Below are 25,024 nucleotides of genomic sequence, written 5' to 3' on the forward strand. Positions count from 1 at the left end.
GAATAGAGGCGAGCTTTTCTTTCGTTAACCTGATAGCATGTATAAGTTTCGCTCCCGTACATTTATATAGGGTTTAAGGGAAGAAGCTAACTTTGCCGCCAAAGGACGGCTGCGGCCGCTTCTTCTTGTGGAATACGAATGGGTGTGAAATCGTAAAAAAACACAGGAGACCGGAAATTAATCCTATCGGGATCGCTCATTATGCGCAATGATGAGGATAAGGCAGCAGTTCTATTCGTCCATTGATGAAAGCGCTTCTACACGGTAAGATGTAGGTTGCAGGCATAACCCACTATCGAGCAGGAGGAACGTTCATGCATGTGCTTATCGTAGACGATGAACCCGTCATCCGCAGAGGAATCTCCAGGATGGCAGAGCAATATATGCCCGCCTTCGCCAAAGTGTCGACTGCAGAGAACGGGCAAGCCGCTCTCGAGAGAATAGGGGCGATGGAACCCGATATCGTGCTTACGGATATCCGTATGCCAAAGCTGGACGGCCTGGAGCTGTGCAGGATTCTGCAGGAGGCGTACCCCCATATCAAAACGGTCGTAATCTCCGGCTACAACGACTTCAGCTACGCGCAGAAGTGTGTGGATTACGGCGTGAAGCATTATTTGTTGAAACCGATTACAAGGGTGGATGTGCATGAGGTGCTGGGCCGTTTGCTCAAGAAGCAGACGGCCGGATATGTCGCGCCTTCCCGTTACGTGGAATGGATCGATCATATGGAGCAGCAGATTTGGTCCCTCCAGACGGACGGATTGGATGAGCTGAGCGGCCGGCTGCGGGAGTACTGCCAGTCAGCCAATCTGTCGCTGGCCCAATTGAAGGAGCTGCTTCATGACTGCTATGAGATGCTGTTGAAACGGCTGCAGGCCCGGGAATTCTCTCCCAGGACGAACCTCTCCTTCATGCAGACCGGATCCGTGAAGGATGCGATCGAAGCCTTCGAAGCGGGACTTCGCGATATCAGGGACGGACTTGCGTCGATGCGCAGCGGCAACTTCCGGGATATGATCGAAGAGGCAAAATGCTATATCGACAGCAAGCTGTCGCAGGAAATCACGCTCGACCAAGTGGCGGCGCTGGTCGGTCTGACACCGACGTACTTCAGCTCACTATTCAAGAAGATGACGAACGAGACGTTCGTAAAATACCGGATCAACAGGCGGATCGACCGCTCCAAGGAACTGCTGGCCGTACCGCATTTCCGCATCGTCGACATTGCGCTGGAAGTGGGCTATGACGATTACCCGCATTTTACAAAGACGTTCAAGAAGCTCGTCGGCATCACGCCATCGGAATACCGGGCGGCGCTGGGAATCAAATGAGATTCCGCAGCCTATATGCAAAGCTGACTTTCTATTTTCTTGTCGTAATCGGGCTTACGCTGAGCGGTGTGGGCATCTCCTATACGACCTCCACCCGCGAGCTTGACGAGCTGGCCGAGAAACAGATGCAGCAGATCGTCCGCAACGCGGTCCATCATACGGATCTGTATTTGAAGGATTACGAACGGTCCATGGTTTCTTTGCTGACATTCCGCTACGTGATGGAGTTTATGGATTTGCCGACCGACAGGGAGGAATACGATTATTATAATTACCGGAAAATGATACGCGAGGTCGTGGCGGACCCGCTGTTCATCCGCAATCCGAAAATCGCTTCCATCTACCTGATCAGCGACAAAGGCAACGCCGTCTACTATTTCAACGAGGTAAGCGAGCAGTCGTTCTCGCCGGAGGAGATCCGCCGGCAGCGGGATTACTTTATGGGCAATACAAGTCCGCACGGCCAGTTGAGCATCCTGAAGAACAGCATTCTGACGGGCCAGGAGAATCAGATGGTAACGCTCGTCCGGCGCATCCGCGGATACAGTTCACCCGAATTGAGCGGTTTGCTTGCAATCGAGCTGCGCTCAGCAGATCTCTCAGCCCTCTGGAAAGGCGTCGATCTTGGAAAATTCGGCTATCTGTTCATTACGGACGCGAACGGGAACGTCATTTATCACCCGGAGGAGATGAAGGAAGGGACGGTGCTGCCGGATGCCGTACGCGCCAAGCTGGAACATTCCGCAGATGCCGCGTTCTTCGACGACAGCGAGGGAGAGAAGCGGATGTATATGGCGGAAACGTCAGACTATTCACACTGGAAGCTGATTGTCTCCATGCCTGTCGACGAGGTGAGAAAGCCGGTTACGAATATCCGTAATTCGACGCTCGTCATCGGGATGTTCACATTGCTGCTCGCCATCCTGCTGGCGTACCGCTTCAGCAAATCGATCACCAGGCCGATCCAGACGCTGAAACTGGGGATGCGGGAAACGGAGAAGGGCAATTGGGCCCCGATACCGCTGCCGAAGCATCGGGACGAAGTCGCCGAGCTCATTCTGCGGTACAATCTGATGGTGAAGCGCCTTTCCGATGCCGTGGACAAGGTTGTACAGGTGGAGCTGAGCAACCAGGAAATCCGGCTTGAACGGCAGCGGGCCGAGTTCCAGTCCCTGCAGCTGCAGATTAATCCGCATTTCATGTACAACACGCTTGAAACGATCGTTTGTTATGCTGCGGTGCAGGATTCCGAGGATATTACCGAAATCGTCACAGCGCTGGCTTATATGCTGCGGTACTCCGTTCAGACCAATCTGGAGGAGATTACGGTGGCTAACGAATTGAAGCACGTCATGTATTATATGAAGGTCATGCAGCACCGGATCGGCCGGGAGTTCGAAATCGAAGTCGCCGCCAGGCCCGAGTACCTGCTGCATGCCATGGTCCGCCTTACCCTGCAGCCGCTCGTGGAGAATGTATTCCAGCATGCGTTCCCCGAAGGTGTGGAGGAGTACCACTTTATCCGCATTGATTGCGGTGAAGAGAACGGCGTCTTCTGGGTCAGCGTAGAGGACAATGGCTGCGGCATGCCGCCTGAGAGTCTGGCAAGGCTGCGGCAGAAGCTTCGTGCAAACCGGTTGGCGGATGAGGAGGACCAGGGCAACGCCGGCCACAAGGGCGGCATCGGCGTGCTTAACGTACACAGGCGAATCCAGATGGTATTCGGCGACCGGTTTGGTCTTCGTATCGAGAGCGAGGAGCAGCAGGGTATGAAGGTCACGATGCTGATGCCGAAGAGCTCCCGGGTTACTGGGAATAAGACGGAACGTCCCGCGGCAGCTCAGGAAAACACATTTTGATCTGAAGAAATGACATGTCAATAAGCGGCTAGCGGAGTATCATGAAGTCGTTTCAAGCTAGAGGCGGGATAGGAGCATGAAGCGGCAGGGAACTCAAGGTGGCTCGCCGGATAAGGAAATGGAAGCGGCAAATTTGAGCCAAATGAAGGAGATGTTCAAATGAGCATGATTGGCAATGGCGGTGAAAAAGCCGAATTTTTCGAACGCATCATGACTTTGCCGGTGTTTGATACCCATACCCACTTGGTAGGCGACCGGCTCTGTGCAGGGGATTTCTGGGAAATTGCGCATTACTTCTGGCTGTTCCGGGAGCTTCAGGCCGGGGGCTATCCCGCAGATGCCGGGGAGCTTCCTGAAGAAGAGCGCATCGCTGCATTTCTGGAATCATACAAGGCAACGAGAAGTACTCTGATGAACTGGGTATTCACTTCAATTATGCGCGAGCTGTATGGCATTGAAATTCGGGATGCCGCTTCAGTCAGGGAAGCGGACGCAGCCGTCAAACGCTCCTGCGCCGACGAGGGCTGGGCGCAGCGAACGGCTGACCGGATGAACATCCGCCGATTCGTCGTGAATCGTCCGGAGCACGCCGTCTTCGAGGGTATGCGGGAGAATGCCGTACTCATACCGAGGATTGACGGGGCGCTTGGCCAGTGGGTCGAACGGGTTGTCCAGTCGGCGGATCCCGCCCGGGAATTCATGAAGGTGAAGGACGAAGCCGACCTTCTTCTTAACGGTTATGGAGAGGCCGGCTTGCCCGGCATTATGACAACGCTGCCGCGTTACGAATCAAGCGCACATCTCCGCCAAATAATCGGTCCGGACAGCACGCCTGGCGATATCATGATGGAGCTGCTCCATAGCATATGCGCCGCGGCAGAGAGAAACAGATTCCTTATCCAGTTCTTCCTGGGCGTAGAGCGCTCGTGGTGCGGGACCGCCTTCCCGGCGAACGACACGGAGCGGATTCTGAAGCTGACGGCTTTATTCGAAAATTACGCCTGCGAATTCGAGCTTGTGCTCGCCTCGGAATTAAATAATCTCGATGCGGTACAGGCCGCCTGGAACTTTCCGAACGTCCATATCGGGGGTATGTGGTGGTTCAACTTCCGTGCAAGCACCTACCGGGACAGCATGCAGTACCGGCTGGAGGCGCTGCCTGCGAGCAAAAGCTCCGTCATCGTATCCGATGCCCGGTGCATCGAATGGAGCTACGGCAAGATTCTGCTCGTAAAGAAGCTGGCGGCGGAATTTCTGTGGGAGCGGCTCGAATCAGGCTGGATCGACCGGGAGACGGCTCTGCATACTGCGCAGCAGTGGCTGTACGGAAGTGCGGTTAAGCGATACGGAGTAGAGGAAGTACGCCAAACCATAAAGGGGTGAGCAGCGATGCCAGCAAGCGGCTTAGCGGGAAAGATGCTGCCGGCGCCGAGGAACGGGGGTTTCCGGATGGAAGGCTATTGGGTCTGGTGCGGCTCCGTCATTCAGGGAGAGGACGGCCGCTTCCATATGTTCGCCTCAAGATGGCCGAAGAGTTTGCCTATGCATCCGGGATGGCTGGTAGCATCGGAAATCGTAAGAGCGGTATCCGATACGCCGGAGGGACCTTATATCTTCCAGGAGGTCGTGCTCCCGGCCAGGGGAGCCGAGTACTGGGACGGACGCAGCACGCATAATCCGCATATCGTCAAGCATAACGGCATTTATCTGCTTTATTATATGGGCTCTACGCATCCGCTGCCAGAGACGGCTCCCGGCGGCGGCCTAAATCTCGAGGATGCGCGCTGTATCGTCGCCCGCTCGAACAAGCGGGTCGGACTTGCGGTCGCAGACAGCGTCTTCGGTCCATGGAAGAGGCGCGAGGCGCCGCTGCTGCCGGTCCGCCCGGGCCGATTCGACAGCTATTTGACGTCCAATCCGGCTCCTTGCGTGGATCATGACGGCTCTGTCCTGCTGATCTACAAAGCCCGCCGTTACGAAGGCTGGGATTATGGCAGGATGACGATCGGAGCCGCCGCCGCGGAGCATTGGGACGGTCCGTACCGGGTGATGACGGAGGAGCCGGTCTTCCCGCCGGAGCTGTTCCATATCGAGGATCCATTCATCTGGAGGATGGGGGAAGGATATGCGCTGATCGCCAAGGATATGGACGGGACGCTTGGCGGAGAGAAGCACGGCGGCATTCAGGCCGTCTCCAGGGACGGCATACATTGGGAGCTTGCCGACGAACCGCAGGCTTACTCGCGCACCATCCTCTGGGACGATGGAACGGTGCAGACGATGGGAAGCCTCGAACGGCCATTTCTGCTGTTCCAGGACGGGAAGCCGACGCATCTCTTCATGGCGGCAGCAGATGGGCCGGGTGGCTTCCGCAATGCCGCCCATACATGGAATATGGTCATTCCTTTGGAACAGACGGGAGGAAAATAATGCGATGAAGGCGATACTGGTTGGCCTTGGAAGCGCGGGTTACAGCTGGTACAAAAGGCTGAGGGACAGAGGACTGCTCGCGGCTGTCGTTGAGGCGGATCCGGCGATGAAGGACAAGATGGATGGCGATTCTTTTCCGTTCTATACTTCTTTGGAGGAGGCGCTCGCGCATGAGGAGGTTGGCTTCCTCGTTAACGTAACGTCGCCGGCCTCGCATACGCAGGTCAACCATGCGGCGTTCGACAGAGGGCTTCCCGTTCTCTGCGAGAAGCCGATTTCGTTCGACTATCCGGAATCAATCGGGATTGTGGCAAGGGCGGCGAAGGAGAACATCCCATTCATGATCGCCGAGAATTACCGGCGTTTTCCCTATGTCCGCAAGATGAAGCAATTGCTCGATGAGGACTCAATCGGCGCAATCTCGTCGATAGACATTTCGTTCCGCCGCTACCATCGGGTGCAGCGAAAATATGCCGTGCGGATTCTGGACGATATCGGCGTCCATCACTTCGATATGCTGCGCTATTTGACCGGACAAGAAGGCAGGGCTGTTCAGGCGAAGCTGTATAATCCGCTTGGCTGCTGGGAAGAGGAAGGGGCAGTTCAAAGCGCAAACGCGATAATAGAGATGGATGGCGGGGTAATCGCCGGCTATGCCGCGACGATTGCGTCAAGAGGTCCGCAGACGCTATGGAGCGGGGATTGGCGTATCGAGGGCACGCGCGGCGCGATGGTATTGACGGGAAAGGAAATACGTTTATATGATGATGACGGTGAACGCTTGATCGCTAGCTGCGCCGATGTGATTGAACGGGATACGCTGACCGATTTCCTGATATCGCTTGAGACGGGGCGCGAGGCCGAATCGAGCGGCAGCGACTACCTGCTGACGCAGGCGCTGGTGCATTATACGAATCTGTCTGGTGAGTCAGGCGGGAGAATGCCCGTCGAACTGCCGGACTTGGGTAAAGTCACATGATGTTCAAGATGAAAGGAGCAGCTAATGACGACATTGACATGGACGGAAGCAACGCCCGGTGTATGGCACGCCAGAATTGGAGATCCGCAGGCGCTTTCGCCGCTGGCCCTGGTTGGCGCTGTTCCACGGATGAAAGCATTGGAACGAATGGCGCAGGCCGCTCCGCCCTTCCAGTGGAATGACATTCGCGTGGAAGCGGCGGGAGGAGGACGGCGCCTGCTCGTGCTGCCGCTGGCGGCCGACGAGAAGCTTCACGGTACGGGGTTGCAGTTCATGCGCATGAACCAGCGGGGAAGGACCCGGTATCTCCGCGTAAACAGCGATCCGAAGCAGGATACCGGCGAGACGCACGCGCCGGTTCCTTTCTATGTCAGTGACCGCGGATATGGCGTGCTCATTGATTCGGCGCGCGCGATTACGATGCATCTCGGATCGGCCGTGCGCCTGGATGAGACATGCCAGGCAGATGTGCGGGATCGCAATCGCGATGCAGGCTGGAAGGCGACGCTTCCTTCGTCAAGGGTAGAGATCCGCCTGCCTGAGGAAGGCGCCGACGTCTATGTCTTCGGCGGTCCTGCGCTCGCCGATGCGGTAAGCCGGTACAATCTCTTCTGCGGCGGAGGCGTTCTTCCGCCGAAGTGGGGTCTTGGGTTCTGGCATCGCGTGCCGGCCTTGTTCAGTGCGGAGGAGGCGATGGCGGAAGCCCTGGAGTTCCGCCATAGGGATTACCCCTGCGACGTGATCGGTCTTGAGCCCGGCTGGCACACCCGCAGTTATCCGGCAACATATGAATGGGACCGGGAGCGCTTCCCGGATCCTGAGGGCTTCGTAAGCGGGATGTTGGACAACGGCTTCCGCGTTAATTTGTGGGAGCATCCATATGTATCGCCCGAGAGCGGGCTTTATGCGCCGCTCAAGCCATTATCCGGCGATTATTCGGTATGGGGCGGACTCGTCCCCGACTATTCGCTGCCCGAAGCCCGCGAGCTGTACGCAAAGCAGCATAAGGAGAAGCATATTGATATCGGCATATCCGGCTATAAGCTGGACGAATGCGACGGCAGCGAGCTGACGAACAACGCCTGGATTTTCCCCGAGCATGCGAGCTTCCCGTCCGGGCTGGACGGCGAGCAGATGAGACAGCTGTACGGACTGATGTTTCAGAAGATGACGAATGACCTGTACCGCGCGGACAATCGGAGAACTTACGGACTGGTGCGGGCGTCCAATGCCGCGGCTTCTTCGCTTCCGTATGTGCTCTATTCGGACCTGTACGAGCATAAGCATTTCATTAGGGCACTGTGCAATTCTTCGTTCAGCGGGCTTCTATGGTCGCCGGAGGTGCGCCGGGCACGCAGCGCCGAGGACTGGATCAGAAGGATGCAGACCGTCTGCTTCTCTCCCCTGGCGATGCTGAACGCTTGGGGAGACGGGACAAAGCCTTGGTCGTTCCCGGAAGCGGAGCCTGTCATTCGCCGCTACATCAAGCTGCGAATGCGATTGCTGCCCTATCTATACACGGCCTTCGCCCGCTATAGGGAGACGGGTGTTCCTCCCTTCCGGGCAATGCCGTTCGTCGTCTCGCCGGAAGAGCTTGTCCGCGCCGAGGAGCGGCGGTCGGCTGAGATGACGTTGAACACAACGGACGGCGCATATGGTAAGCGGAGCATTCCGCAATGGGACGATCAATTCATGATCGGGGATCAGCTGCTTGTCGCCCCGCTCGTAGAGGGCGAAGAGGAGCGGGAGGTTCTGCTGCCAGCAGGCTCATGGATCGGCTTCGAGACTGGAGAACGGTACGAAGTAGGAGGCATTATACGGGTACGCGCGGGCATCGAGACGATTCCGGTATTCGTGCGGGATGGAGCGGTCATTCCGATGACGGCCGCATTGCCGCATGCGCTTCGTCCCGGCGAACAGGCTCCTCTCGAATTTGTTCATTTCGGCACCGCCGCCGGGGAGTGCGAGCTATACGATGACGACGGGGTAAGCCTGGATCATGAACATGGTGCCTGCGGGTGGTGGAAGGCAGTCGTGACGAAGTCGGAGGATGGCATCTATAAGGGCGAATTATCAGGTCCTGCGGCGCTTCCGGCTTCTTATGGCAGCGTGAGCTGGAGCTTTGCCAGAATGGGGGTTAATCTCCATGACAAGTAGCCAAGCCGCATCGGAAGAGAGTTCGACAAAACAGGCAGCACCCGAAGGGAGAACGACAAAATGAACCGCAGGCTGTGGTATGAAGCGCCCGCAAGCAAATGGGAGGAGGCGCTGCCCATTGGCAACGGCCGTATTGGCGGCATGGTGTTCGGCGGCGTGGCGAAGGAGACGATCCAGCTCAACGAGGATTCGCTCTGGTACGGCGGTCCAATCCGGGGGGATAATCCGGACGCGCTGACTTATATGCCGGAAATTCGGAGGCTGCTGCAGCAGGGCAGGCAGGCCGAGGCCGAACATCTGGCCAGGATGGGGCTCATGTCCAGCCCGAAGTACTTTCATCCCTATCAGCCCCTGGGCGAAATGCTGCTGTGGATGCAAAAGCATGAAGGCGCGGTCGAAGAGTATGAGCGGGAGCTGTGTCTGGAAGAAGCCGTTGCCCGTGTCCGTTATGTCCGGGATCATACGATGTATGAAAGAGAGTACTTCAGCAGCGCCGCCGATCAGGTTCTGGCGGTCCGCCTGACGGCCGGCTCGCCCGGAGCGATTACGGTCGGCGTGAACCTGATGCGGCGTCCTTTCGATGAGGGGACAACGGCTGCCGGAGAACATACGATCATGATGCGCGGGCAATGCGGCCCCGGGGGCGTACGATTCGCCGCCGGAATACAAGCGGTTGCCGAGGGAGGAAGCGTACGGATTATCGGGGATTTCCTCTCGATCGAAGGAGCCGACGCGGTGACCTTGCTGCTGGCCGCCAATACGTCATTCAGACATTCCGATCCGGAGCAGGCATCCCTGGAGCAGCTGCAAGCCGCAAGCCGACTATCCTATGCCTCGCTTCGGGAACGCCATATTAGCGATTATGCGGTTTATTACCGCAGAGTAGATCTGGAGCTTCATGGATCAGGCGGCCCTGCGCAGGAGGCGGAAGCCGTGAAGCTCCCGACCGACGTCCGCTTGCGGAAGCTGGAGGAAGGCGCGGAGGATGCGGGGTTATTCTCGCTGTATTATCAATTCGGACGATATTTGCTGCTGTCGTGCTCGCGGCCGGGCACGCTTGCCGCCAACCTGCAAGGCATCTGGAACGCCAGCTTCACGCCTCCATGGGAGTCGAAGTATACGATCAATATTAATACGCAGATGAATTACTGGCCGGCTGAGACAGGAAGCCTGCCGGAATGCCATGAGCCGCTGTTCGGTCTTGTTGAGAGCATGCTTCCCGCAGGCCGCGCAACAGCCCGTCAGGTATACGGCTGCCGCGGATTCGTGGCCCATCACAATACGAATCTTTGGGGCGATACAAACATTGAAGGTATTCTGCTCTCTTCCTCCATATGGCCGATGGGGGCTGCATGGCTGTGCCTGCATCTGTGGGAGCATTACCGGTATAGTCTGGACGAGGAGTTCCTGGAGAGGCGGGCATATCCGATTATGAAGGAGGCGGCCTTGTTTTTACTCGACTACATGACAGAAGACGACTCCGGCCGTTTGATATCCGGACCGTCAATCTCGCCGGAGAACCGTTTCGTTCGACCTAACGGCGAAACCGGCACGCTGTGCATGGGGCCGTCGATTGATAGCCAGATTGTTCACGCCCTATGGAGCGCCTGCATCGAGGCGCTGCTGACGTTAGAGCGGGAAGAGGAGTTCCGTCAAGAGCTGGAGAAGGCGCTTGCCAAACTGCCACGTCCAGAGATCGGCATGCACGGGCAGATTATGGAGTGGCTGGAGGATTGGGACGAAGCCGATCCCGGGCATCGTCACATCTCGCAGTTGTTCGCTCTGCATCCCGGAGAACGGATACATGCGCGGCGGACACCGGAGCTCGCAGAAGCGGCGAGACGGACGATCGTGCGCAGATTGGAAAACGGCGGAGGGCATACCGGCTGGAGCCGGGCATGGATCATAAACTTCTGGGCACGGCTTGAGGATGGGGATGAAGCCTATTCGCATCTTCAGCAGCTGCTTACGCACTCGACCTATCCGAATCTGCTGGACGCACATCCGCCGTTCCAGATCGACGGCAACTTTGGCGGCGCTGCCGGCATCACCGAAATGCTGCTTCAGTCTCATGGAGGGGAGATCGCCCTGCTTCCGGCGCTGCCTTCCGCCTGGAGCGGAGGGAAGGTGACGGGGCTGCGGGCGAGGGGGGGACTAACCTTCGAGCTCGAATGGGAGGAGGGACTGCTGAAGGAGGCGCGCATCACGGCGAAGAAACAAGTCGACTGCCTTCTGAGATGCGGCAATGTCCCGGTCGTTATTGTCGCCGGAGAGGAAATGATCGCCGAAGCGTCCCGCTCCGAGTTGGCGGGATTCCGGCTGGAACCCGGCAAGTCTTACCGCGTTATCGGCCGCGCAGGGCAAAAAGGAGGAGATTCGAATGACGGATTCCGTTAATTTGCAGCAGGAACAATTGACATTATGGCTGAATAAGGCCGTAAGCAAGGTAGACCGGATGATTTATGAGATCGGCGATAAATCGCCGCATGTGTCGGCGGCAGGCGTATATGACGATATGCGGGTGGATTGGTGGACATCCGGCTTCTGGCCGGGAATGCTGTGGGTATTGCACGACATGACCGGAAATGACCGGTACCGCCATACGGCTTGGGGATGGGACGCTCGGATTGAGCAATGTTTCGTTGCTGACAATAATCTCCATCATGACGTCGGCTTTCAGTTCCTGCCCACAGCGGTAATCAAGCATAAATTGACCGGAGATGAAGACGCCCGCAGGAGGGCATTGGCCGCTGCCAACTTTCTCGCGGGACGCTTTAATCTGAACGGAAGGTTTCTCCGCGCCTGGAACCAGGAAAAAACCGGTTGGGCCATTATCGATTCGATGATGAATTTATCCCTGCTCTTCTGGGCGTCCGAGGAGATCGCCGATCCCCGGTTCAGACAAATCGCCTGCGCTCACGCGGATACCGTGCTGAAGCATTTCATCCGCGAGGACGGCTCTGTCCATCATATCGTGGCTTTCGATCCGGAGTCCGGTGAGGTAGACGAGTATTTGGGCGGTCAAGGGTATGCGCCGTATTCTTCATGGAGCAGAGGCCAGGCATGGGCACTATACGGCATGGCCATAGCCTGCCGGTACACGGGCGATATCCGTTATCTTCGCGCCGCACAGCGGGCGGCGCATTATTTTCTCAGCTGCCTGCCGGAGGATCATGTGCCGCATTGGGACTTCCGCACGCCGGACCCGCAGAGCCAGCCGAGGGATACCTCAGCCGCCAGCTGCGCCGCCTCCGGATTGTTGGAAATCGCCGGTCTTCTGTCCGCCGAAGAGGGCAGGATCTACCGCCAAGCGGCTGAGAATATCTTGAAATCGCTAACGCAGCATTACACATCCTTGGATGAGCCTGTCTATCAGGGGCTGCTGCGCGAAGGCACCGGAAATAAGCCGGCCAACCAGAATGTCAATGTCTCGCTGATTTATGGGGATTATTTTTATGTAGAGACGATCTGCAAACTGCTCGGATGGCGGAATCGGGTATTCTAACCAGTGGAATTTTATAACCATAATTAACACCCAGAGAACATGCAACCTGACGCCGGCTCATGACCGGCGTCAGTAGTTTGCTGCTGCCTGGGTGTTTTTCCAATGTCCGTTAAAAGGGGTTTGGACTACATTCATCTGGGTCCCTGGGGGTTAACCATTGTCTGTTCCAAAGGGGGCGCTCCTAACCTTTTTTCGGAGTTTATCCACTCTCATTTAGCCTGTAATTTCTCAAGGCCGGCTCCTATCATCCGCAACTCCGGCTTCTATGGATTCATCCTCTGCTTCGGCTCTATCGGCAGTCTTCGGCGGGGCTGACGAATCCCGCACGAGCAGCCTTGTCGGCAGCAGCGTCTCCTTACAAAGCTGCTCCGGCTGGGCAATGCGCTTGAATAACTGCTCGACTGCGTATACGCCGAACAGGCGCAGGTCGATATCGACCGTGGTTATTTGCGGGGTTGCCAGACGCGAGAGGTAGCCGTTGTCAAAGCTGACAACCGAGGCGTCGTCCGGCACCTTCAAACCCAGCTGCTGAAGTGCGGAATTGACCATGAAACCAAGTCCATCATTGACACAGAGCCAAGCGGTTGGCTGCTGCTTCAAGCTTGTCATCTTCTCTAAGACAAAGCCGCTTTCCTCCAGAGCATCGGTCAGCATCCATTCCTCTCTTATCTCCAGGCCGAACCGGCGAGCCGCCATCCGGAAGCCTTCCAACCGCTCGTAATAGCTGGGTGAGACATCGATATTTCCGATGAAGCCGATGTAAAGGTGGCCCAGCTCCGCTAAATGCCGCACCGCTTCATAAGTGGCGAAACGGTTGTTGGTCAATATGCTGTCGGCCTGAATGGCGGGATCGTGGTGATCGATCAGCACTGTAGGGATACCGGTATCTATCACAGCATTTATATAATTTGTCGTGATATGGGAAAGAATAAGAACGCCATCAACCGATTGTTTCTGTAAGAAAGGCGGTAAATAGAGAGCCTGGGCATTCTCCCTGCCGATGGGTTGGATAATCAGCTCGCAGCCGCGGTTCTTTACTTCTTTCTCAATACTCAAATAGATTTCGCCAAAAAAGCTTTTCATCGAGAAGGCATAGTCAGAAGCGATAAGGGCGATGGTGCCGAAGCCTGAGGTCTCGCCAATCCTGGTCCTTCGTCCATTTCCGTATACATAACCCATACGTTCAGCCGTTTCGGCAATCAACCTGCGGGTTTCCTCACTGACGCCATCCTTGCCCGTTAGTGCCTGGGAAACGGAGTTTTTGGATACATTCAGCATGTCGGCGATATCCTGCATCGTCACTTTATTTTTCATAAACATTCAACCTCCGGTCATTGCTTGAAGACGATCAGGCCTATAAATACCCGAAACATGGGACTGTCTTCATTTTTAATGTTTCCCTTATCATTGTCAAGTAATCCTTGACGGGATAGGGCTTACAACCATCTTTTCTATTATTGTAACGTTACAAACATTATAAACTAATATTTTTGTAATGCAAACCTTGTAAATTGTATTGAATGATCACTTGACAGTAAACAAGAATTAGGAGCATAATGAGGAAGCTAGCGCTTACAAATTATGATTTTGGTTCAAAGTAACGTTACAAAAAGCTATTTGTCGGATTCATTGGGATTACAATACAAGTTGGAGGTCATGCTTATCATGAAGAAAAAGAAAATGATTTCGGTGCTGCTGACTGCTGTCATGGCAGCAGGAGTGCTCACCGCTTGCTCGACAGGCCAAAGCTCGACACAAAATGGCGACAATGCCCCGAACGCTGGTGCCGGCGGCGTTACAACAATCGAATTCTGGGCAGCGCCGAATCCGACGCAGCAGGCGTTCTGGCAGACAATGGCCAAGGATTACGAAGCGGTTAATTCGAAGGTTAAGGTTAACGTCAGTGCGATGAAGGAATCACCGACTTCCGAAGCGGGCATCCAGGCAGCGATCGCTGCCAAAAGCGCGCCGACCATGTCGGAGAACATTAACCGGGGCTTTGCGGCGCAGCTGTCAGACAGTAAAGCGCTCGTACCTCTTGATACACTGGACGGCTTTCAGGATATCGTGAAAAGCCGCAGTATGACCAATACGATAGAGCCATGGAGATTTGCTGACAGCCATCAATATGTGCTGCCCATCTACTCCAATGCGATGCTGTTCGGATGGCGTCTGGATACGCTGAAGGAGCTCGGCTACAGCGAGCCTCCGAAGACATACAGCGAGATTCTGGAGCTGACCAAGAAGCTGAAAGCCAAATACGGGGACAAGAAGTTTCTGTGGGCGAAGGCCGATCTGGCCGATCCGACGGCCTGGAAACGTTGGTTTGACTTTTATATGCTGTATGACGCCGCCTCAAACGGCAATAAATTCATTGAAGGCGACAAGTTTACAGGCGATGATAAAGCAGGTCTGGATGTATTGACCTTTGTCGATAGTCTACGAAAAGAGAACGGGCTGCTGGCCCGTCAGGTAACGGATCCGTTCGAGAACGGAGTTGGTACGTTCGTCGATGTGGGACCATGGACCTTCACAACCTGGGCGGAGAAATATCCGGAGCTGAAGTACAATGTCAACTATACGCTGACGATGCCGCCTGTACCGGATGATGTCAACCCGGCGGACAGCAAGACATTTGCCGATACAAAGGGGCTTGTCATCTACGCCTCCGCCACGAAGGAGCAGCAGGCGGCGGCCGTCGATTTTATCAAGTGGGTGTATTCGGACGCGAAGAACGATGCGGCCTGGTTCGAGCAAACGATGCTGCCTCCGGCACGCGACGATCTGACAAGCAACGAGGCCTTCACATCGATTTTGGACCAGCATCCGGAGTTGAAGCCCTATGCTGAAAATGTACCCAACGCGATTCCTCCCATGGATAACGCGAAGTACAATGATCTGCAGACGATTATCGGGGAACAGGCGTTTAACAAGGTTGTCAAGGGGGGCATTACTCCCGACGCAGGATGGGCCAATATGAAAAAGGCTATAGAGAGCGCCCTGAAATAAGGGAGCCATAGCCGGGAAAATCGCAGCAAGGGAGGCTTATCCCCTATGGATCAAAGAAACAACAAGCTGGGCTGGCTGTTCACCAGCCCTTACCTGATATATTCGCTGATCTTCTTCTTCGGGCCGCTGATCTGGTCGTTCTTCCTGTCCATAACGGACTGGAATCTGATTGCGCCTACGTTCAACTTTGTCGGATTAGAGAATTTTATGGATGCTATCCGTTCGCCCGGGGTGCATGCCGCATTCTGGGTGACATACAAATTTATGCTGATCTTCGTACCGCTTGTCACCGTGCTCGCGATAGCGGTAGCCGTGCTGGTGAATGGACTGAAACGCTTCAAGAGTTTGTTTCTGATCGGCTTCTTTCTGCCGTATCTGTCTTCAGGCGTCGTCTCCTCGCTGATCGTGAAGGGGCTTCTGTCCTACAACAGTCCGATCAATACTTCCCTGCGGGGAATCGGCATTAACATCGATTGGCTGGGTACGCCATTCTCGGCGCTGTTCATTGTGGGACTGATACTGGCCTGGAAATTTACGGGCTATTATGCGCTTATTCTGACCTCGGGCCTTGCCAGCATCGACAAGGAAGTATATGAAGCAGCAGCCATCGATGGCGTCAGAGACAGCCAGCGCTTCTGGCGCGTGACGCTGCCGCTGCTGTATCCGGCGCTTTATACGACGCTTATTCTGGCGTTCGGCGTGACGTTCGGCATCTTCACCGAGGTCTACCAGCTGACGGGCGGAGGGCCCCAGAACGCAACGAATACGTGGCAGATGGAGATTTTCAAACAGGCCTTCACCAATCTGCAGGCGGGTTATGCATCCGCGGTAGCGCTGCTGGCATCGGTTGCCACGTTCATCTCCATCTTTATTATTCGAAAACTACTGGAATTGTGGGGGAAGCGCTATGGTTGGGTCTAAACAGAACCGTCGTCTGCGAATTGCGATCCGCTATGTTCTGGCTCTTGCGCTGCTGCTGGTTATGGTTTATCCCTATCTTTACATGGTGCTCAGCTCGTTCGCGGATTGGGCGCAAATTGATAAAAGCCTGTTTCCAACCAAGTTTTCGGCAAAATCGTACCAATGGCTGTTCACCGGAGGCGAAACCGGCGTGACGCGGCCCTGGCTGCACGCGTTTATGAACAGCATTATCGTATCGGTGGCTTCTACGGCGCTTATGATGATTTTCGGCATAATGGTGGCGTACGCGCTCTCCAAGCTGAATTTCTTCGGACGCAATGCCATGAATAACTTCGTGCTGTTTCATATGTTTTTTCCCGCGATTATATTGCTGATTCCGACGTTTCTGATCGTTCAGCGGGTGGGACTGTACGATACGTATCTGGGGATGATCATCCCCAAGGCGGTCAGCCTGTGGGCGATCTTCATGTATACGAACTTCTTCAAGGCCGTGCCGTCCGTATTTATCGAAGCGGCGCGGCTGGATGGAGCGAGCGACCTGAAGATCATGTATCGGATTATGCTGCCAATGTCCAGATCGATCACGACAGTCATCTTCCTGTTCCTGCTGATGGAACGGTGGACGGAGCTGCTCTGGGATATGATCGTAGTCAAAAGCGACGGCATGCTGACGCTGAACGTGCTGTTATCGCAAATGTTCGGGCCTTATGGATCATATCCTGGTCCGCTCTATGCGGCCTCGACGATTCTGACGCTGCCGATCATTATCGTGTTTCTGATTTTCAGTAAAAAATTCCAGGAGGGCATGCAGTTCAGCCTGAAATAACGGATGACATCATGCTAAACTCACACAAGCAAGGAGCTGCTCAGATGAAGATAGACCGATATGAACAGAATCCGCTCATTACACCGGCTGACGTAACGCCGCACCGGGATGGATTTGAAGTCATTGGCGCATTCAACGCCGGCATTGCCGAATACAAAGGCGAGGTCATCATGCTGCTGCGTGTGGCGGAGCGCCCCATAAGTCCCGATCCGGACATCGTGCTGGCTCCGGTCTACAACGTCGAAAACGCCGATCTCGATCTGATCGAAATCCGCAGGGATGATGACCGCTACGATCTTTCCGATCCCCGCGTCATTATACGCAAAGAGAACGCGCCGGCATTCGAATACCTGACAAGCCTGTCTTATTTGCGAATTGCGCGCAGCCGGGACGGCCATCATTTTACGGTGGACGAGCAGCCGTTTGTTTATCCGTCACAAAGCCTGGAGACCTTCGGCATCGAAGATCCCCGCATCACGCAGATCGGGGAGACGTATTATATCTATTACTCCGCGGTATCCCCGGTCGGCATCGGGGAATCGCTGGTATCGACGACGGATTTCAGGAGCCTGACGCATCACGGCATGATTTTTGGTCCCGACAACAAGGACGTGCTTATTTTCCCGGAAAAAATAGACGGCAAATATTATGCGCTGCACCGCCCGACAACAAAAAGCTGCGGCCGTCCCGAAGTCTGGTTGGCCGAGTCGGACAATCTGTTGTACTGGGGAAACCACAAGCATCTGATGGGATTGCGCCCAGATATGTGGGACAGCGGGAGAATCGGCGGCGGGGCCGTGCCGATCAAGACCGAACGCGGCTGGCTGGAGCTGTATCACGGGGCGACGAAAGACCACCGCTACTGCATGGGAGCGGTGCTGCTGGATCTGCACGATCCTTCGAGGGTTATTGCCCGATCCGGCCAGCCGGTTCTCGAACCGGAGGCGGAATACGAAAAGAAGGGATTCTTCGGCGAGGTTGTATTCTCCTGCGGCGCCCTCGTGCGCGGAGATACGATAGCCATGTATTACGGCGTGTCCGATACGTCGATGGCCTGTGCTGAGCTCAGCCTGCAGGATATTCTCGACAGCCTGGAGCCGGTATGATCTGTCTATGAGCGGAATGCCGGCAGTCCTGAGGCAACAATAAGGGTTTCGTCAGAAACCTGTAACGGAGGCATATTATGCTATTAGATCGAACTCATATCCAAACTTCTTCGGAATTATTGCAGCAATTTGATAGTCAGAGCCTTCAAACTGGTCAGCGTATCCGGTTTGAAGGGACGAACGGCAGAGACGTTTATAATATTACGGCTCCTTTCATGGACCGGGGCGAACTCATTATTGCCGGACGCGTGGAAGTCCGCCATACTGAATTTTCGCAAGTCATGTTTTTCCGTCAGGAAGATGACGTGTGGGTTCCTCATCCCGAATACCAGGTATATGATATGCAGGATCCATTCTTTACATGGATAAATGGGGAGCTTATTTTTGGAGGAGTACGGGTTATTCCCGATCCTCTCTACCCGGAGAATATCGTGTCGTGGGTTACCCAGCTCTATCGCGGCAAGGATATTGCCAGCTTGGAGTTATTTCTCATGGGACCCTATCATATGAAGGATTTGCGGTTGATAGAATTGGCAAGCGGCGAGATCGGCGTGCTTACGCGGCCGCAAGGATTTATAGGCGGAAGGGGCCAAATCGGATTTTATAAAGTCAGGTCCCTGGAAGAGATTAATGTGAAAGATATCGCGTTTGCTCCGCTATTTCCGGACATGTTCATCAAAGAGGAGTGGGGTGGGGCCAACGAGCCGCATTTGCTTGCCAACGGTCTTGTCGGCGTACTCGGCCATATTGCTTCTTTCGATGAGAACGGGCTGCGTCACTATCATGCCATGGGATTTGCCTTCAATCCGGATACCATGGAGCGGACGCCGGTGAAAATCATTGCGCTGCGCAGTAATTTCCCTGAGGGAGCCAGCAAGAGGATCGATTTGACGGATGTGATCTTTAGCGGGGGGCTGATCCGCAAAGCCAATGGTTTGGCCGACTTCTATGCAGGGGCAAGCGACGCCGAAGCCTATCAGATCGAGATTCCTGATCCTTTTCTGGAATATGAGCAGCTTGACCGCAGTAGATGATCCCCTAAATAACCCTATGATACAGCGGGGATAATCAAAACAGACGCCGGCTCAGTACGAGGCGTCTGTTTTTCCTGTTACAGTATGTTGTTCCGTAGTTGTAATTTAATGGACTTTAAGAATTCGTCCGGAAATAATGCCATTTATCGATCGCATAAAGGGGAAGTATGGCGCGTAGGCCGGCAGCGCCTCAACCGGGAGGGCGGACTAATGCAGTTGATCAGAGCTAGCTGTTGTTACGAGGGAGGCATCCTTCCACTATCGGAATGTTAGCAATCGGGAAGAAACGGCAGCATCCTCTGTATGTTGAATTAAAATGGACCACAGAAAGTCAAGAGGAGCTGTTTAATTATGTTGATGGAACAAATTTCAGTGTTGTGGAAGCGGGGTCTTTTGGCGGTCTTCTGAGTGTGACGGAGGGTCCTGCCGCAGGCAAGTACTTCCTGAAAGACAAGTCTTGGGCTGACTGGCATGGAAGTTTCTCTTAACCAAATGCCGGAGGGAGGGGCAGTTCCGTTCCTCCACACACATCGCGAGAATGAGGAGCTGTACCTTTTCATTGGCGGCAGCGGTCAGTTTCAAGTGGATGGGCAGATTTTTGAAGTCAAGGAAGGATCAGCAATTCGCGCAGGACCAGAAGGCGAACGCACGCTCCGCCCTGGGGATTTGTATTTCATTGTTATTCAAGTCCAGGCGGACAGTCTCCGCCAATGGGTGATGACTGATGGTGTCATTCTGGATAAACCGGTGAACTGGTCGAAATAGGAATTATATGTTCTTTGTCAATTTGTCATCATTCATCCGTTAATGAACGAGAACTTTGTACCCTTTAAAGCCGCTTGCATAGCGGCTTTTTTCTTTTTTATGGGATCTAGGGACAAAAGCATGGTCCATTCCCGATGTAAGAATTGGACGGAAAGGCTGGATAATTTGACGGGTTTATATAGGATCATAATTGATCCTATCGCACAAAATGCATCCGTCAGCACATAAATGTGCGTACTATTCAGAACAATCAGGAATTGCTAGTCTATACAAGAAGAAAGTGAGGTGCAATGAATATGTCGGCATACAAGTATTTTAAGACTGGTATCCGGTCCGGGTAACGACAATAACGAAATTCAGGAAAATTATCGGCGCTTATATTTTCGAATCCTGTTCTTCTGGTTGGAATTGCTCCACATAGGTCGCGCCAAAATCATAGAGCATCTTCAATATGGGAATCGTTTCATTCCCCAAATCAGAAAGGTAATACTCTACCTTGGGAGGCGCAACCGGATAGACTTTACGGATGATCAGGCCATCGCGTTCGAGATCTCTTAAATGCATGGTCAGCATTCTTTGGGTGGCTTCGGGCAGCTGTCTTTGCAGCTCATTAAACCGCAAGGTGCCGCTCGATAACAGATTAAGGATCGGTATCTTCCATTTTCCGCTAATCAAGTGCAGGAAAATTTCAGAGGTGCAGCGGTAAGTGTTGTTGTTAAAATGTATCATTTAAACGCCTCGCTTTTCAGAAGTCATAACTATTGGCTGCAACAATAAATGGATTATAACAAATGAACAAGGTCCACTCAATAATGTGGGATGTTTGTAAAGATGATACAAACAGTCTTATCTATATGGCTGTCGGTTTGTTGATGTTTCTTCTTCTCATTATGTCGGAAGACAAGAACATATATCCTTGAAGGGCTTAAAAGTTAACGAACGACTTGTTCGGGCAGCAATTAAACAATCACAACTATGACGGAGGTTCATCATGAATACGAACAACCATGCAACGCCACAAGAACCTATTTTGTCCGGTTTCGGACCGCGTACAACAGCTCAGGAGGTATTGGGTGGTCAAAATTTGACCGGGAAAATTGCCATCATCACAGGCGGATACTCCGGACTCGGCCTGGAAGCGACGAGGGTACTGGCCGCTGCAGGAGCAACGGTCATTGTGCCGGTTCGGACAGCGGAGAAAGCCCAAGCTGCACTAAGTGAAATTCCAGGTGTCGAGCTTGAAAGGATGGATCTCATGGATTCTGCGTCGATCGACGCCTTCGCCGAGAAGTTCCTTGCGTCGAATCGGCCCTTGCATATGCTGATTAACGCTGCCGGTATTATGGCGAATCCGCTCGTCCGAGACCACCGCGGTTACGAATCCCAACTGGCAACAAATCATCTGGGGCATTTTCAGTTGACCGCCAGACTGTGGCCGGCGCTTGAGAAGGCAAAAGGGGCAAGGATCGTTTCGGTATCATCGCGCGCTCATCAAATGAGCGGTATCGATTTCGAAGATCTCAACTTCAATAACCGTCCCTATGACAAATTTGTCGCTTATGGACAATCTAAGACAGCCAACGTCTTATTCGCCGTCGAGATGGACAAGCGCGGCCGAGCGTATGGCGTACGTGCGTTCTCGGTTCATCCGGGATCGATCTTGACGGATTTGTCGCGTTATCTGACCGATGATGATAAGCGCGCCATGGGTGTGCTCAACGAGCAAGGGGAACTTGTTTTTCCCGAATTCAACGATGAGTTCAAAACTATCCCGGAAGGAGCAGCTACGATCGTATGGTGCGCAACTAGCCCTCAGCTGAACGACAAAGGCGGCGTTTATTGCGAGAATGGGGATATCGCGGGCTTGACGGATACCAGGTTTGCGCCAGGCGTGTTTGAGTGGGCCGTTAATTCCGGGCAGGCTCAGCGTTTGTGGCATGCAACCGAGCAGCTGGTCGGACTGAAATTTTCGATTTAACATGAGCATCATCGGACGATCATCCGATGGAAAACATTTTGTCAGCAATACTATTATGAACACAGGAAGAAGGCATACCCACCTTGAACGAGAAATCCTCCAAGCTTCCAAGCGCTGACACTCTCGGTCCGGTTGCGCCAGGCGCGCATGAAATGACGATCGACGGTGTTCGGCAGATTTATCACGTTGCCGGCAGCGGACCGATTTGCCTTATTCATCCCGGAGGCCCGGGATTTAACTGGGAATATTTGCGCATGCCGTTGTTGGAAAAGTTCATGACTGCTGTCTATCTGGAACCGGTTGGCACTGGCCAATCGGGGATGCTGCCCGATGGAGATTATAGCGTCTCGCGGTATGCGGGCTTTGCCCGAAAGGTGCTTCAGCACATTGGAGCCGAGCGCCCTTATTTTCTGGGACACTCGCACGGAGCCTTCGTTGGACTTCAGTATGCTTTGGATTACCCCGATGAACTTGGAGGACTGATCGTCTATGACGGCGCGCCATGCACAGGACCCGATCATGGGATGGAAGCAACACGGGGCATAGAGCGATTCACACAGCGCTGGCCTGAACGGCCGGAAGCCCAGGAAGCCGGACAAGCCTGGATGGATGTGGCGACGGGAGCCGTCTCACTTCGGGATAGAGAATCGTTTCTTGCCGTCCTGAAGCGGTTGCTGCCTGCTTATTTCGGGGACTATAAGAATCTTCCGGCGGAATTCGAGGTCTGGAAAGCCAATTTGGACGCAACCATCGATCCACACCGAAAGCCCGAGTTGTGGGATATTCGGAATGTTATGAATTCCATCGGCATTCCGACGCTGGTCCTTGTCGGCGAGTACGATTTTATCTGCGGTCCGAGATGGGCAGCGGAAATGCGGGCAGCGATTCCTGGATCGCGGCTTGTTGTCTTCGAACAAAGCGGACATATGAGCCATATCGAGAAACCGAATGAATTTGTAATATCCGTTAGAGATTTCATCTCCTGATGGTACCCGTTGAAGCCGGGCAATTGATTTCTTGAGTATATAGGAGGCGTAAATAACCATGAAAAGAATGGTCGATCATGTGGGCATCATGGTGAATGATATGGACACATCCATCCGCTTCTACACGGAGGTGGCTGGACTCGTGGTGAAAAATCGAACCATGCATGACAATGGACTTGAAGTGGCTTTTCTGGGCTACGGCCTTGAGGGCGAGACGGAAATTGAATTGATACATGGCTTCAAGGATCAATTGCCAGCCGAAGGTAAAGTGCATCACGTTGCGCTCTCAGTAACTGATATTCAAGCAGAATGGGACCGGCTCAAGCAAAAAGGTGTCGAGTTCATCGATCAAGAGATCGCGACCATGCCGAACGGAATTCGCTACTTTTTCATCTATGGACCTGAGAAGGAATGGATCGAGTTCGTCCAAAGAGTATAATTCGGAATCACAGCTAAATCGCAGGTATTGCGATGGAGATTGTTAAGTCATTTGAAAAGAGAAAGGGATTGATATTCTTGGAAATTCAGAAGCTTCCTTGGGCCGGCATTCGAGTCGAATTAGAAAGTTCCGCTATTGTCATCGACCCTCTTTATCATTTTCCTGCCAAATTAGGTGAGCCTAATGAGCCTTTCTTTCCTTTAGAATCGTACGGGCCTGTCGCAGCCGTGCTGATCACGCACCAACATGCGGACCATTATGACCCGGAAGCGATCATCTCGGCTTACGGCTCTGACGTTCCGGTATATGTCCCCGAGGAAATCGTTGATCTTGCGGCTTCCAACGGATTAAGCCGCGTAACCGGCGCTGCGGTCGGCAGCACCTTCACCATCGGACCATTCACGATTATTGCGGCACAATCGGTTGACGGCTCGGGTGACCCGCAAGTATCCTGGATCGTACGCGGCGGCGGCAAGCAGATGATTCACGCCGGAGATACGTTATGGCATGGGTATTGGTGGAAGCTGGTTAAAGCCTTCGGCACGTTTGATGCCGCCTGTCTGCCTGTGAATGGGGCCGTAACGCAATTTCCGGGAGTTTCGCCGCACAGTGACCAGCCTATTTGTCTTACGCCTGAACAGGCGGTTACGGCAGCCGAGATCCTTGGGGCCAAAACGCTTATTCCGATCCATTATAAGGCTGCGCATCAACCGCCTATCTATACGCAGACACCGGAGATGATGAATCGATTAACCCATAGCGCCGGGAATCGTGTTAACTTGAAGATTTTACAAACAAGAGAAATATTCACGATTTAAGGGGGTAATCCTGGATCGTTTAGACCGATCGGAAATGAGAAAGGAGCATCCAAACATGCTAAAACAATTGGAAGGTAAAATCGCCGTTATTACTGGGGGGAGTTCGGGCATCGGCCTGGCAACCGCCAGGAAATTTGTCGCTGAGGGTGCGTTTGTTTATATCACCGGTCGGCGAAAGGCTGAGCTCGATCAGGCGATATCCGAGATTGGCAAGAACGTTATTGCAGTCCAGGGTGACGTTACGAACCTTGCCGATTTGGACCGGCTCTATGCCGTGGTGAAGCAGGAGAAAGGCAAACTTGATATTCTCTTTGCGAACGCCGCCATCGCAGAAGGAACTCCGCTGGAGGCAATCACGGAAGCTCACTTCGATCGCCATTTTGACATTAATGTGAAGGGGATGGTGTTCACCGTCCAGAAGGCTTTGCCTCTGATGGGTGAGGGATCGACCATTATCCTCACGGCCTCTGTATCCGGGATCAAGGGAACGGCAGGTCTAAGCATTTACTCCGCTACGAAAGCGGCTATCCGTAATTTGGCAAGAAGCTGGGTGCTTGATCTCAAGGGCAGGAAGATTCGGGTGAATGCGATCAGCCCCGGATCTACCGAAACACCGGGCCTTGCCACCCTGGCGGGCTCTGACGCAGACGTCAGCGGGTTTTACGAATTCCTCAGCAGTCAGATTCCCCTCGGCAGGAACGGCCAACCGGCGGAAATCGCCGCGGTGGTCGCCTTCCTGGCTTCAGATGCAGCCAGCTTCATCAATGGTGCCGACATTCAGGTAGACGGCGGTTCCGCTCAAATTTGACGCTTCCACATCTGTGACTGTTGGCAAAGAGATCTTGATATTTAAATGTTGGCCACATGAGAGTAAAACC

21 protein-coding genes are annotated in these 25,024 nt (G+C 53.9%); 19 read left to right on the top strand and 2 right to left on the bottom strand.

Annotated features, from left to right (window positions below):
- Positions 1-314: 314 nt before the first annotated feature.
- The 8 genes from AC0YOB_RS24805 to AC0YOB_RS24840 all read left to right on the top strand — a co-directional run bounded on the left by AC0YOB_RS24805 (position 315) and on the right by AC0YOB_RS24840 (position 12,264).
- Positions 315-1,334, top strand: a complete 1,020-nt coding sequence (locus AC0YOB_RS24805; RefSeq protein WP_475787021.1) for a response regulator transcription factor — start codon at positions 315-317, stop codon at positions 1,332-1,334.
- A complete protein-coding gene (locus AC0YOB_RS24810) occupies positions 1,331-3,193 on the top strand; it encodes a cache domain-containing sensor histidine kinase (RefSeq protein WP_475787020.1) in 1,863 nt (620 codons plus the stop codon). The genes AC0YOB_RS24805 and AC0YOB_RS24810 overlap by 4 nt, the downstream gene beginning before the upstream one ends.
- 159 nt (positions 3,194-3,352) lie before the next feature.
- Complete coding sequence (locus AC0YOB_RS24815; protein ID WP_475795039.1) at positions 3,353-4,576, top strand: glucuronate isomerase; 1,224 nt, start codon at positions 3,353-3,355, stop codon at positions 4,574-4,576.
- Positions 4,577-4,582: 6 nt separating this feature from the next.
- Complete coding sequence (locus AC0YOB_RS24820) at positions 4,583-5,623, top strand: glycoside hydrolase family protein (RefSeq protein WP_475795040.1); 1,041 nt, start codon at positions 4,583-4,585, stop codon at positions 5,621-5,623.
- Positions 5,624-5,627: 4 nt separating this feature from the next.
- Positions 5,628-6,602 (top strand): Gfo/Idh/MocA family protein, encoded by a 975-nt coding sequence (locus AC0YOB_RS24825; protein ID WP_475795041.1) that lies wholly within the window; start codon positions 5,628-5,630, stop codon positions 6,600-6,602.
- Between the two features lie 24 nt (positions 6,603-6,626).
- Complete coding sequence (locus AC0YOB_RS24830) at positions 6,627-8,759, top strand: TIM-barrel domain-containing protein (protein WP_475795042.1); 2,133 nt, start codon at positions 6,627-6,629, stop codon at positions 8,757-8,759.
- A 60-nt stretch (positions 8,760-8,819) separates the two neighbouring features.
- Positions 8,820-11,156 carry a glycoside hydrolase family 95 protein gene (locus AC0YOB_RS24835; protein ID WP_475795043.1) on the top strand — a complete coding sequence of 779 codons (2,337 nt, stop codon included), beginning with the start codon at positions 8,820-8,822 and terminating at the stop codon, positions 11,154-11,156.
- Entirely contained in the window at positions 11,140-12,264 is a 1,125-nt protein-coding gene (locus AC0YOB_RS24840; protein ID WP_475795044.1) for a glycoside hydrolase family 88 protein, read from the top strand. Before AC0YOB_RS24835 ends, AC0YOB_RS24840 begins: the two co-directional genes overlap by 17 nt.
- Before the next feature lie 228 nt (positions 12,265-12,492).
- Here AC0YOB_RS24840 and AC0YOB_RS24845 read toward each other — a convergent pair whose 3' ends face one another.
- Positions 12,493-13,578 (bottom strand): LacI family DNA-binding transcriptional regulator, encoded by a 1,086-nt coding sequence (locus AC0YOB_RS24845; protein ID WP_475795045.1) that lies wholly within the window; start codon positions 13,576-13,578, stop codon positions 12,493-12,495.
- 351 nt (positions 13,579-13,929) lie between these two features.
- On the opposite strand from AC0YOB_RS24845, the gene AC0YOB_RS24850 reads away from it, so the two are divergent.
- The 6 genes from AC0YOB_RS24850 to AC0YOB_RS24875 all read left to right on the top strand — a co-directional run bounded on the left by AC0YOB_RS24850 (position 13,930) and on the right by AC0YOB_RS24875 (position 19,925).
- Complete coding sequence (locus tag AC0YOB_RS24850; RefSeq protein ID WP_475795046.1) at positions 13,930-15,273, top strand: ABC transporter substrate-binding protein; 1,344 nt, start codon at positions 13,930-13,932, stop codon at positions 15,271-15,273.
- 45 nt (positions 15,274-15,318) lie between these two features.
- Positions 15,319-16,194, top strand: coding sequence for a carbohydrate ABC transporter permease (locus tag AC0YOB_RS24855; RefSeq protein WP_475795047.1), 876 nt, complete (start codon positions 15,319-15,321; stop codon positions 16,192-16,194).
- Positions 16,181-17,020 carry a carbohydrate ABC transporter permease gene (locus tag AC0YOB_RS24860; RefSeq protein WP_210040919.1) on the top strand — a complete coding sequence of 280 codons (840 nt, stop codon included), beginning with the start codon at positions 16,181-16,183 and terminating at the stop codon, positions 17,018-17,020. The genes AC0YOB_RS24855 and AC0YOB_RS24860 overlap by 14 nt, the downstream gene beginning before the upstream one ends.
- Positions 17,021-17,064: 44 nt before the next feature.
- Complete coding sequence (locus tag AC0YOB_RS24865; protein WP_475795048.1) at positions 17,065-18,126, top strand: BtaManbiosPhlase; 1,062 nt, start codon at positions 17,065-17,067, stop codon at positions 18,124-18,126.
- Positions 18,127-18,203: 77 nt separating this feature from the next.
- Positions 18,204-19,160, top strand: coding sequence for a DUF1861 family protein (locus tag AC0YOB_RS24870; protein WP_475795049.1), 957 nt, complete (start codon positions 18,204-18,206; stop codon positions 19,158-19,160).
- A 471-nt stretch (positions 19,161-19,631) separates the two neighbouring features.
- Positions 19,632-19,925 carry a cupin domain-containing protein gene (locus AC0YOB_RS24875; protein ID WP_475795050.1) on the top strand — a complete coding sequence of 98 codons (294 nt, stop codon included), beginning with the start codon at positions 19,632-19,634 and terminating at the stop codon, positions 19,923-19,925.
- A 375-nt stretch (positions 19,926-20,300) separates the two neighbouring features.
- Here the strand turns inward: AC0YOB_RS24875 and AC0YOB_RS24880 are convergent, their stop codons facing one another.
- Positions 20,301-20,654, bottom strand: a complete 354-nt coding sequence (locus AC0YOB_RS24880; protein ID WP_475787007.1) for a winged helix-turn-helix transcriptional regulator — start codon at positions 20,652-20,654, stop codon at positions 20,301-20,303.
- Positions 20,655-20,916: 262 nt separating this feature from the next.
- Here AC0YOB_RS24880 and AC0YOB_RS24885 point away from each other — a divergent pair, with 262 nt between their 5' ends.
- From AC0YOB_RS24885 to AC0YOB_RS24905, 5 genes are all read left to right on the top strand, one after another.
- On the top strand, positions 20,917-21,903 hold the full coding sequence (locus AC0YOB_RS24885; protein ID WP_475795051.1) for an oxidoreductase: 987 nt from the start codon (positions 20,917-20,919) through the stop codon (positions 21,901-21,903).
- Positions 21,904-21,986: 83 nt separating this feature from the next.
- Positions 21,987-22,889, top strand: a complete 903-nt coding sequence (locus AC0YOB_RS24890; protein ID WP_475795052.1) for an alpha/beta fold hydrolase — start codon at positions 21,987-21,989, stop codon at positions 22,887-22,889.
- Positions 22,890-22,941: 52 nt separating this feature from the next.
- The gene (locus AC0YOB_RS24895) at positions 22,942-23,328 is read left to right on the top strand and encodes a VOC family protein (RefSeq protein ID WP_475795163.1); all 387 of its coding nucleotides are present in this window, start codon (positions 22,942-22,944) and stop codon (positions 23,326-23,328) included.
- 77 nt (positions 23,329-23,405) lie between these two features.
- The gene (locus AC0YOB_RS24900) at positions 23,406-24,146 is read left to right on the top strand and encodes an MBL fold metallo-hydrolase (RefSeq protein ID WP_475795053.1); all 741 of its coding nucleotides are present in this window, start codon (positions 23,406-23,408) and stop codon (positions 24,144-24,146) included.
- Positions 24,147-24,201: 55 nt separating this feature from the next.
- Entirely contained in the window at positions 24,202-24,954 is a 753-nt protein-coding gene (locus AC0YOB_RS24905; RefSeq protein ID WP_475795054.1) for an SDR family NAD(P)-dependent oxidoreductase, read from the top strand.
- Positions 24,955-25,024 lie beyond the last annotated feature (70 nt).

This window comes from Paenibacillus sp. JT31N17 (assembly GCF_056269255.1).